The 10345-nt window shown below is 48.5% G+C and carries 12 protein-coding genes and 1 other RNA gene; 6 read left to right on the top strand and 7 right to left on the bottom strand.

What is annotated here, in order from left to right:
- A partial coding sequence (locus tag AC5L4R_RS10260; protein WP_494473774.1) for a transposase occupies nucleotides 1-202 on the top strand: 202 nt, incomplete at its 5' end.
- Between the two features lie 33 nt (nucleotides 203-235).
- Here AC5L4R_RS10260 and AC5L4R_RS10255 read toward each other — a convergent pair.
- The 5 genes from AC5L4R_RS10255 to trpD form a co-directional block, all read right to left on the bottom strand.
- Nucleotides 236-403, bottom strand: a complete 168-nt coding sequence (locus tag AC5L4R_RS10255; protein WP_494473773.1) for a 5-oxoproline transporter, DUF969 family subunit — start codon at nucleotides 401-403, stop codon at nucleotides 236-238.
- Nucleotides 404-658: 255 nt separating this feature from the next.
- Nucleotides 659-2008 carry an APC family permease gene (locus tag AC5L4R_RS10250; RefSeq protein WP_494473772.1) on the bottom strand — a complete coding sequence of 450 codons (1350 nt, stop codon included), beginning with the start codon at nucleotides 2006-2008 and terminating at the stop codon, nucleotides 659-661.
- A gap of 383 nt (nucleotides 2009-2391) precedes the next feature.
- Entirely contained in the window at nucleotides 2392-3141 is a 750-nt protein-coding gene (locus tag AC5L4R_RS10245; RefSeq protein ID WP_067055782.1) for a Smr/MutS family protein, read from the bottom strand.
- Between the two features lie 43 nt (nucleotides 3142-3184).
- Nucleotides 3185-3994, bottom strand: a complete 810-nt coding sequence (gene trpC, locus AC5L4R_RS10240) for an indole-3-glycerol phosphate synthase TrpC (RefSeq protein WP_395144816.1) — start codon at nucleotides 3992-3994, stop codon at nucleotides 3185-3187.
- Between the two features lie 46 nt (nucleotides 3995-4040).
- A complete protein-coding gene (trpD, locus tag AC5L4R_RS10235) occupies nucleotides 4041-5261 on the bottom strand; it encodes an anthranilate phosphoribosyltransferase (RefSeq protein ID WP_494473771.1) in 1221 nt (406 codons plus the stop codon).
- 378 nt (nucleotides 5262-5639) lie between these two features.
- Here trpD and glnA point away from each other — a divergent pair, with 378 nt between their 5' ends.
- Both glnA and AC5L4R_RS10225 read left to right on the top strand, forming a co-directional pair.
- Complete coding sequence (gene glnA / locus AC5L4R_RS10230) at nucleotides 5640-7049, top strand: type I glutamate--ammonia ligase (RefSeq protein WP_494473770.1); 1410 nt, start codon at nucleotides 5640-5642, stop codon at nucleotides 7047-7049.
- Between the two features lie 379 nt (nucleotides 7050-7428).
- Entirely contained in the window at nucleotides 7429-8139 is a 711-nt protein-coding gene (locus tag AC5L4R_RS10225; RefSeq protein ID WP_494473790.1) for a DUF4124 domain-containing protein, read from the top strand.
- Nucleotides 8140-8224: 85 nt separating this feature from the next.
- On the opposite strand, the gene AC5L4R_RS10220 is transcribed toward AC5L4R_RS10225, so the two are convergent.
- Nucleotides 8225-8983, bottom strand: coding sequence for an SIMPL domain-containing protein (locus AC5L4R_RS10220; protein WP_494473791.1), 759 nt, complete (start codon nucleotides 8981-8983; stop codon nucleotides 8225-8227).
- A gap of 214 nt (nucleotides 8984-9197) precedes the next feature.
- On the opposite strand from AC5L4R_RS10220, the gene ffs reads away from it, so the two are divergent.
- Nucleotides 9198-9294: signal recognition particle sRNA small type (gene ffs, locus AC5L4R_RS10215), an RNA gene on the top strand.
- 41 nt (nucleotides 9295-9335) lie between these two features.
- Here ffs and AC5L4R_RS10210 read toward each other — a convergent pair.
- Nucleotides 9336-9665, bottom strand: a complete 330-nt coding sequence (locus tag AC5L4R_RS10210) for an alpha/beta hydrolase fold domain-containing protein (protein WP_494473792.1) — start codon at nucleotides 9663-9665, stop codon at nucleotides 9336-9338.
- A gap of 136 nt (nucleotides 9666-9801) precedes the next feature.
- On the opposite strand from AC5L4R_RS10210, the gene AC5L4R_RS10205 reads away from it, so the two are divergent.
- Complete coding sequence (locus AC5L4R_RS10205) at nucleotides 9802-10032, top strand: helix-turn-helix domain-containing protein (protein ID WP_082987736.1); 231 nt, start codon at nucleotides 9802-9804, stop codon at nucleotides 10030-10032.
- 20 nt (nucleotides 10033-10052) lie between these two features.
- The coding region (locus tag AC5L4R_RS10200) for a transposase (RefSeq protein WP_494473793.1) at nucleotides 10053-10345 on the top strand (293 nt) is incomplete at its 3' end.

The following is a 10345-nucleotide window of genomic DNA, read 5'->3' as shown; positions in this document are numbered from 1 at the left end:
GCGATTACTCAAACGCCGTTTCTTGATTGAGACGGTGTTTGATGAGTTAAAGCATATTTGCCATATTGAGCATTCAAGACATCGTAGCCCTGCTGGGTTTATGGCTAATTTATTGGCAGGGCTGATTGCTTATTGCCACCAAGCCAAGAAACCTACACTAAAGAATGTGCTGATTGGGCATTCTTTACCGCAGGTTGCTTAGTTTGTGATAGCTTTCAATGAGTTAGGCTATGGCTTATGTCGAACTGGGGTTGGTTAAAATCTCATCCATCGGCAACGCGGCAAGTAGCCCCGTCACAATCCCTGCCACCAACACCACCAACGCGGCATTTAAACGCAGCAAAAAACCCATCACAATAACCAAAATACCGAGCAATGGCCAATAATTGATGACTTCCGCCATGATTCCCCCTTGTTTAATCCCTTAACCAACCCGAAGCCAGATTTGACAAACGCCAGCAACAAAAAAAGGGCTTACACGTCGCGTAAACCCTGTTGTATTGTTCGGTGTCAATGTATGCTAATGTAGCAAAAATGTTATCTATTGCAAAGTAGGTTTACAAATTTTTGTTTGCCCAAGCGTAGCCAAAACAGCCGACCATCGGCACAAAAAACCGCCGCCAAACCGTGGCGCGGCTTTTTTTACACACCAAAACCATTAATCAAACTCATGATGTACAGGCGCAGGGCGTTTAAAGCCGCCTGTTTTGTACGCCAAATACGCCACCCCAATCGCGCCCCAAATCAAGCCTGCCTGCAACGCCTCGGCATCAACCTCAAGCCACATAGCAATCACGGAGGCAAACCCAAGCAGCGGAAACACCACATATTTGAGCATATCACCAAACGTGTGGTAGCGTTTTTCACGCACCGCATACTGCGCAATCACCGAAATATTGACAAAGCTAAAAGCGGTCAGCGCACCAAAGCTAATTAAATTGGCGATTTGCTCAAACGTCAAAATACCTGCCGTCAGCGCAACCGCCCCTGCAATCAAAATATTGTAAGTGGGTGTCAAAAAGCGTGGACTGATATGCCCAAAAATGCGCCGATTAATCACACCATCACGCCCCATCACATACATCAAACGCGCCACCCCTGCATGTGCCGAAATGCCCGATGCCATCACCGTGACAATGGCAAAGTACAAAATCATCGACTTCACGCCCTCAGCAAACACATAGCCAAGCAGCTCAGGCTGGGTTTCATCAATCGCCTTGAAGTATTGGGTTGGGTCACCGGGGAAATAAATCTGCATAAAATACGTGCTGATGATAAACACAATACCAGCAATCAGCGCCGTCAAAAAAATCGCCCGTGGCAACGTGCGCTTAACGTCTTTGGTCTCCTCAGCCAGTGAAGACAGCGCATCAAACCCCGTGAACGAAAAACACAAAATCGTCGCCCCCGTCACCAGCGCGCCCACTTGCGTCATGCTGTTCCAAAACGGCTCAAGGCTACCTAACTGATATTGAGCAGGCGTAATCGCGCCCTCAACGTTTTGCCCCTGCGCCAGCAGCATATACACGCGGTAAGTAAAATACGCAATCACCGCCAACTGAATAAACACAATGCTACTGTTAAACCGCGCCACAAAACGCGCCCCAAAAAAGTTAATCCCCGTCATAAACGCGGTCAGCCCAATCACCCACGTCCATTGATTGACACTGGGAAACAACGCCTCCAAATAAATCCGCGCCAAAATGATATTGACCATTGGCGACAACAAATAATCCAACCACGACGACCAACCGACCATAAAACCGACGTTTGGATGAATCGCGCGCTGGGCGTAAGTATATGCCGAACCCGATGACGGATAGCTACGAATCATCTGCCCATAGCTTAGCGCGGTCAGCAAAATCGCAACCAACGCAAAAATATACGACGTGGGCACATGCCCACCGCTGTCACGCGCCACCAACCCAAACGTATCAAACACCGTCATCGGTTGGATATACGCCAGCCCAATAATGATAATATGCCACAACACCAAATTACGCGGCATGACCGCGGTAGGTTGCTTTATCGTTGTGCTCAATCGACCACTCTCCTATGCCCGTCATAGGTTGTCGCATTGCCAAACCCATGCTGATATACCAAACAAAAAGCAGGCACAACGCCCGCTTAAACCACAAAAAGATAAAAAGGTATGAGCACCGCCCATACCTTGCTATCAAATCATCAAAAATGGCTTATTATACAAAAAATAACCGCCAGCCACACACAAATTATATGAAAAATTGTTTTAAGCCTGGGCAAATAAAAAGCCAAACACCTGCCTAGCAACATCAGGACTTGATGGCGATGTTTGGCAATCGGCGAGGTTGAGTGATTGGCGAGCTAACTGGGGTAGATCAGTTGCCCAACGATATTTACGCCCAGTGGTATCTAGCGGCGTTGGTTGCCTTTGGCGTGGTTTGCGTCATCGCTGCTGTCACCTTTTTTGAGTAGTACCAAGACCGCACCCGTGCCGCCTTGCGCAGGGGGCGCCGACACAAATGCCAACACATCACTGATTTGACGCAGCCAGCCATTGACACAAGTTTTTAAAATGCTGTCCGTGCCTTTGCCATGCACGATTTTGACGCAGTTTTCGTGCTTAGCACGCGCTTGTACAATCAGCTTAGACACTGCTTCGCGCGCCTCATCAATGCTTGCGCCGTGCAAATCCACCGCGTCATACCACGTCAATTTGCCTTGTTTAAGTTGATTAAAAGTTTTGCTTGGCAGCGTTGGCACTTTGTAGCTTAAAAACGCCTCGCTAGCCACGGGGTTTAGCAATGCCTGCATATCAGACAGCGCGTGCCCTGCGTCCTCGTCTGTGCCAACAGCAGCGGCGCGTTTGGCAAGGGTTGCCGCATCAAGTTTTGCCGTGCGGCGCGTGTTGGTAGTCGCTTGGTTGCTGTCTTTGAGGGGTGTGACCCCTGCCATGGCTTGCATGAACAGCACCTTATCATTGTCTAAGTGCTCGCTATCATAACGCTTGACCTGCTTAGCGATTTGTTGTTTGCTTGGCAACACAGGTGCTTGCTCGGGCTTGGCATCTGCTGCGGATGGCTCGGCATCGTGGGTTTTTGCCAAGGTAGATTTAAAGGCTTTGAGTTGGTCTTGTGCTTCTTTAGAAAATAAATTTGCCATATTTCACCCAAATTTAAAAATTAAAAAAATCAAATAGTTACAGTCATTGACTGACTTCATTGAGCAGCTGCGCCAATGCCGCGCCTGCATCATCGGTTTTCATAAACTGTTCACCGATCAAAAAGCCATTGATACCATGCGCTAGCATGCGCGCGACATCTGCCGCGCTGTGAATACCGCTTTCGGTGACCAACAGCTGCTCGGGTGCAAACAAAGTCCGCAGGCGTTCGGTGGTGGCAAGATCGGTGACAAACGTGTGCAAATTGCGGTTGTTGATGCCATATACGGTTTGGCGATGGGCAGGCAGGCGCAAGGCGCGTTCCACTTCCGCCGCATCGTGGCACTCAATCAACACACTCATGCCAAGCTCAAGTGCCAACGCGTACAGCTCTGCCGCTTGCGCGTCCGACAAACACGCCATAATCAATAGCACACAATCTGCACCCAATGCCCGTGACTGCACGATTTGGTACGGCGCAATCATAAAATCCTTGCGCAGAGCAGGTAAATCACACGCCGCACGCGCTTGCTGCAAATATTCATCTGCGCCTTTAAAATACTCGCGGTCAGTCAGCACCGACAAGCACGCTGCACCTGCATTGGCATAGCCTTGTGCTGCTTGTACGGGATCAAAGTTTTGGCAAATGATACCTTTTGAGGGTGAGGCTTGTTTGATTTCGGCAATCACGCGTACACCATCTTGGCGCAGGCTGGCGGCAAAATCGCGCACGGGACTTGCAGCTTGTGCTTGCTGCTCAAGGTCGTGAAAGCTCATCTGCGCTGTGGCAGCGACAATCTCACGTTGTTTGGTGGCAATGATATTTTGTAAAATAGAAGGCGGTTGCGGCTGCATGGTGGTTATGATTTGGCTGATAGTTAAAAGTAAACAGTAAAAAAGCTCAGGTTGGTGACGTGTCGGGTGCTAACGCTTGGGTAAAGTCAGCAAACGCGCGCAGTTTTTGCGCCGCCGCACCACTGGCTAAGACGTGCTGGGCGCGTACCACGCCCTCGGCATGGCTATCTGCTAATCCTGCAACATAAATTGCCGCACCAGCATTGAGCGCGATCATATCGGCAGCTTTTTGGGCAATCGCATCTTTGTTGTTGGCTGTGTTATTGGCTTGATCGCTGGCAATGGACTTGGTAGCAGGGGCAAACGCGGCTTGAATCAATGCCAAACTTTCGCCAGAACCATTGACCATCAAGCCTTTAAGCGGTTGCGATGTCAAGCCGACGTCTTCAGGCTCAAGGTGATACACACGCACCTGCCCGTCTTTAAGCTCAGCCACTTGCGACGGACTGGCAATCGATAATTCATCCAAACCATCCAGTGACCCCACCACCATGACGTGCTTTGCACCCAAATTGTGCATGACGTGCGCCAATGGCTCACACAGCGCAGGATTGAATACACCAATCACCGCACGACGTACACGGGCAGGATTGGTCAAAGGCCCTAAAATATTAAACAGCGTGCGCGCTTTTAACTCACGGCGCACCCCTGCAGCATGGCGCATGGCGGTGTGGTGATTGGGCGCAAACAAAAAGCCCAAGCCTTGCTCACAAATACAGCGCGTTACCGCCTCAACAGGCAAATCCAGCCGTACGCCAGCTTTTTGTAACAAATCTGAACTGCCTGAACTGGTGGAAACACCACGGCTACCGTGTTTGGCAACATGGCAACCTGCCGCTGCCGCCACCAACGCTGACGCAGTTGAGACATTAAATAAATTTGCGCCATCACCGCCCGTGCCGACGATATCCACCACGTGTGGCGTATCGCCAAGCTCAACGGGCAATGCCAATTCGCGCATGACCTCGGCGGCGGCAGTGATTTCCTCAATACTCTCGCCTTTCATACGCAAGCCTGCCAACAGCGCACCCATCGTGGCATCACCGCATTGTCCGCGCATGATGGTAAGCATCACAGCACGCATTTGCGCACGCGTCAAATCAATGCCATTGAGCACCTGCGCCAGCGCGCCCGTCATCAGCGTTTGCGTTTGCGCTTCGTCCAGCGTTTGCCCCGTGTCGATAAGGCGAACAAGATCGCTAAAATGAGTAGGGAGGGTTGTTTGCGCGGCTTGAGTTTGCGTTTGCGCTTGAATTTGCGTAGCCATTTTAACATCACTATTAAAATTTTCCGTTACCCAACCTGTTTTACCCGTATTTAGCCAGTTTGCTGACCAAACCCAATGGATAAAACGTGACAAGTTTTTAGGCTGCATATTGTAGCAAAAAATTGACAAGGGTAGGGAGTGTTAATATTGAGGATTATTAAACGCGCGCATCCATGGGTTTAATCATGTTTAATCAGCTTGTCAAATCAGCGTGCCTGTGGCGGCTAATGGCTGGCTAAGCGGCGTGTTTTGGTGATTGTCAAGACTTGTTAAATTGTCCAAAACGGCATAAACTAAGCGTTTGAATTTAAACATTGGCATTGCGCGCACACAACCGCATACAGCATTCGCCGTGATGGACGCTACAGGACACCTCGCATGAGCAACAAACTGCTTGACCTTATCCAATCTAGTGACGCAAAGTGGGTGGATTTTCGCTTCACCGACACGCTGGGTAAAGAACACCACGTCAGCTTTCCTGCGCATGACGTGGATGAAGACGTGCTTGAAGAAGGCAAGATGTTTGATGGCTCATCCATCGCAGGGTGGAAGGGGATTGAAGCGTCGGATATGATTTTGCTGCCCGATGCTGACACCGCGTTTATTGATCCGTTTTTTCGTGAAACCACCGTGGTGGTGAGCTGCGATGTCATCGAACCTGATACCTTGCAAGGTTATGACCGCGACCCACGCTCTATCGCGCGTCGTGCTGAAGCGTACCTCAAATCAACAGGCATTGGTGATACGGCATTTTTTGGCCCTGAGCCTGAGTTTTTTGTCTTTGATGAAGTCAAATGGTCGATTGACATGTCAGGCGCGCGCCACACCATTTATGCCGATGAGGCCGCATGGAGCACGGATAAGGACATCGCTGGGGGTAACTCAGGGCACCGTCCACGCGTCAAAGGCGGATATTTCCCCGTACCACCTGTGGATTCAGCGCAAGATATGCGCGCCGATATGTGCGCCGCAATTGAAGCGATGATGGGACCAGGACGTGTTGAGGTACATCACCATGAAGTGGCACCGTGCCAAATGGAAATTGGCGTGTCATTTAACACCATGGTGCGTAAAGCCGATGAAGTGCAGCAGTTTAAATACGCGGTGCACAACGTCGCCCATGAATACGGCAAAACCGCAACCTTTATGCCAAAACCTGTCGTGGGTGACAACGGCTCAGGCATGCACGTGCATATTTCAATCTCTAAAGATGGCAAAAACACCTTTGCAGGTGACGAATACGCTGGATTGTCAGAAACCGCGCTGTATTTTATTGGTGGGGTCATCAAACACGCCCGCGCGCTCAACGCCATCACCAACCCATCAACCAACAGCTACAAACGCCTTGTGCCACACTATGAAGCACCCATTAAACTGGCGTATTCTGCGCGCAACCGCTCAGCGTCAATTCGTATCCCATACGTCTCAACCCCACGCGCCAAACGCGTTGAGGTGCGTTTTCCTGACCCTGCGGCAAACCCGTATTTGTGTTTTGCCGCGCTATTGATGGCAGGGCTAGATGGTATTCAAAATAAAATCCATCCTGGTGAAGCAGCGGACAAAAACTTATATGACCTGCCGCCTGAAGAAGAAGCCATGATCCCAACCGTGGCAGAAAACCTAGAAGTCGCTTTACAAGCCCTAAAAGACGACCATGCGTTTTTGCTCAAAGGCAACGTGTTTAGTCAAGCCATGATCGACGCATACATTGAGCTTAAAACCGAAGAAGTACAGCGTTATAACGTCACAGTACACCCGATTGAATTTGATATGTACTATAGCTGCTAATCGTGGTTTCATTGACTTCCTCCCCTCCCTATCGTTCGGGGATTCCTTCTGCAAGACGGTGAAGCCCCACCGCAAACCTAAGACAATGGCAACCGCCCGTACGACACACCGTACATCTTAGGTTCTTATTTTAAGCTAATCCTACCGTTAGGATTGTCATAGACACGAATTAGCTTAAGTGTGTGTTTGGAAACGTCTTACCAGTTAAGTTACTGCGTACTCGCAATTTAGTCTTAACTTAACTGTGGAATGTAAGACATTGAATATAGTGAGATGAGTATAGCAAAACTCATCGCATTTAACAATTGCCTTATATCCACCGCCTGAAGTCGCAGGTTTACGGCAACGAATGATAAAAACGTAAAAAAGGGACAATACCATGCCAACTGTTCGCGATTTTCCCTTATCTCAAGTTAGTGGGTGGGTATTGGCGGTTGTCCTTGCGGCTACGATGGGGTCGGTGATACCTGTGCAAGCGGCGGTTTATCGCAGCGTTGATAGCGCAGGCAACGTGACGTATACTGACAGCCCAACCACCGCCTATCATCACAGCCAAGACAGCCAAAAAATCACCTTGATGGACGCCCTGACTAGCGAAAATACAGCAAGCGTCAGTCATAACACCCACCCAAGCCCAACTGTGTCTGGCAACAATCGTACTACGGATGCGCGGTCTAATGATCCAAATTCGCGCATAAGTCAGCAGGGTGATTATCAGATAGCGATTCAATCGCCTGCCGCGGATATGGTGTATCGCCGCCCTGCGCAAAGTATTGATATTGCCGTTGAAGTGCGTCCAAGTCTAAAGCCAGGTGATCGTTTGGTGTATCGTGTCAATGGCAAGCACATTGCCACGACACAAGACACACACTATCAAATCAGCACGTTGGATTTTGTGCCTGAGCATTATACCTTGACGGTAGAGATCCAAAACGTCAAAGGCGCGGTGGTTGCCAGTACCAGCCGCCCGTTTTATGTGTTGCAAAATACCGCTTTACTGCGTCAAAAACGCCAAGCCGCTGCCGAACAAGCTGCTTACAATCGTTTACCCTGGTACCAAAAAATGTTGGTACGGCGTAACACCAACTGAGCATTTTTCGTTAATAAAAAACGGTTGCTAAAGATGACAACCGTTTTTGCTTGTTTGCTTGTCAAGCCCTTAACTTGTTCAGCATTTAGCGTACTAGCTGCACTGTGCCATTGACTGTCACTGTAATACTGGTATCACCAGCTTGAAAATCTTGATCAGCAACGGCATTTTCCATTTTCGCCATTGCCATCATTGGCATGGCGCGTGCGCGTGGATAGTATTCATTGCCTTGATTAAATTCAACATTCACCAGTTGGTATGATTGTGCACCCCAAGCAGGTAGCAGAGCAGTGGCTTGCTGCTGAAAATTGCGCGATGCATCGACCATCAAGGCTTGCTCAACTTCTTTACGTTTGGCATCAGATACTGTAAAGGTCAAATTGTCCATTGTCATGAAGGCTTGCAAATCGGCAATTAGCTTGCTTGCTGCTACCGTATCGGTACTTTTTAGGTTCAGCGTGGCGTTGCCCGTCCAGCCGATGATTTTTTGGTTTTTGTCGTACTGTGGGTAGGTGGCTTGGTTGCCTGAGGTGACTTGCACTTGTGGGTATTTGCGCGCGATAGCCATGGCTTGATTGAGCGTGGTAGCGATTTGGTTTTGCACCTCAGCACTAGATTTATTTTGCGCGGTTTTTGATAGACTAGCGTTGATTTGATCATTAGCGACCTTACGGCTGGCAGAAGCGGCAAAGCTAACCAAGCCGTATTGAAGGGTGTTATTTTGCATAGTAGTTGTTGCGGTCGGAATTGGCGCAGCTTGTGCAGGTAGGGCGGTAGGTAATAACATGCCCAATACGGCAGCACTGGCTAAAAACCGGATATTTAAGTTAGAAAATTGACGCATCGTGGGATCTCAAGTTGTTAAATTTAGATAAAATTGGCTTAATTACGGCTAAATTGTAACAAAATTTATGTTACTGATACACCCAACAATGACAGCAAACCTGTAATCAAAATTTGGCAATATGTATGAGTAAATAAGCCAGTGCAAGCAAATAACTCGTCCAAATAGCTTGCTAAATTGCGCCAAACGTTTTATAATCGCAATCTAGTAACCCCATTGGTAGCTTCGCAATTTGCAGCTGTGAACCCCGCCAGGACCGGAAGGTAGCAACGGTAGCAGTTTTCAAGTGTGCCGAAGATGTGCTAGTGGGGTTACTCTTTTTTTAGACGCAAAATTTATCGCCGTCAAACCTTTAAACATCAGTCGTCTGGCAAAATTGCCCGGTTATACGGTGGAGCTGTTGGTAAGCGTGGGCGCATTGCGTTGGTAAGTACCAAAAGCCGTGTGGCATGGCGGCAAAATTCGCCAACTGTGCCGTAAAACCTGCCTGTTCAAGCAGCGCATGAAATGCCAAATTTTCATCGCGCAAGGGGCTGTGGCCTGCGGTAATTGTCAAACAGCGTGGCAATGGTTTGTCCGAATAATGCACAAGGCTATCTAAATCCGTCCAATATGGTGACGCGAGCTCGCGGTCATCGTGCTTGCCAAAATACCAAGCGTAATTTTGCTGTAATCCTTGCACACCTATCAGCCAAGCCCAGTGGTTTGCGCTGTCGCCTAAATACGTGTCGCTGGGTGCGGCATGCGCAGATGGCTGCGATAAGGTGTAATCTATAGTTAAAACTGTAATATAATAAGCATTTTAAACCAATACCACCGTGCCCAAAATATACAACCAAGACTTACGAGACAGAGCCGTCAACCACTGGCAAAAGACAGGCAACAAAAGCCAAACAGCCAGGCTGTTTGAAATCAACCGCAACACCCTTAATGACTGGATAAAGCTCTATCAAGAACAAGGGAATACCAAGCCAAATTTACAAACCTTACGTCGAATCAAATGGAGTTTTAAAAAAAGACCCCGCTCTTTAAGCAAGCCGATTTACTAAAGCAAATTGGGTTTAAATTAATGCTAGGTTTATTGCTATTAACCTTGAGCATTACCGCTGACAACATCCTATTTATGGATGAAACAGGATTTTATCAAAGGCAATACTACACCCGCAGTTGGTCGCCTATTGGCAAACCTTGTTATGCCAAAATTGAAGCTAACAAGGGAAAACGCTTAAACTTAATCGGAGCCATGCGATTAAATGATTTTAAAGTTATTGCTCCTGTTATCTTTGAAGGTAGTTGTAACCGTGTGATAGTTGAAAATTGGCTACACACATTAGCACAATCTTTGCCAAAAGATGAAAATGG

Source organism: Faucicola sp. SE7633 (assembly GCF_059264685.1).
Note: the sequence above shows the minus strand (reverse complement) of the source record. Positions and strands in the feature narration are given on the sequence as shown.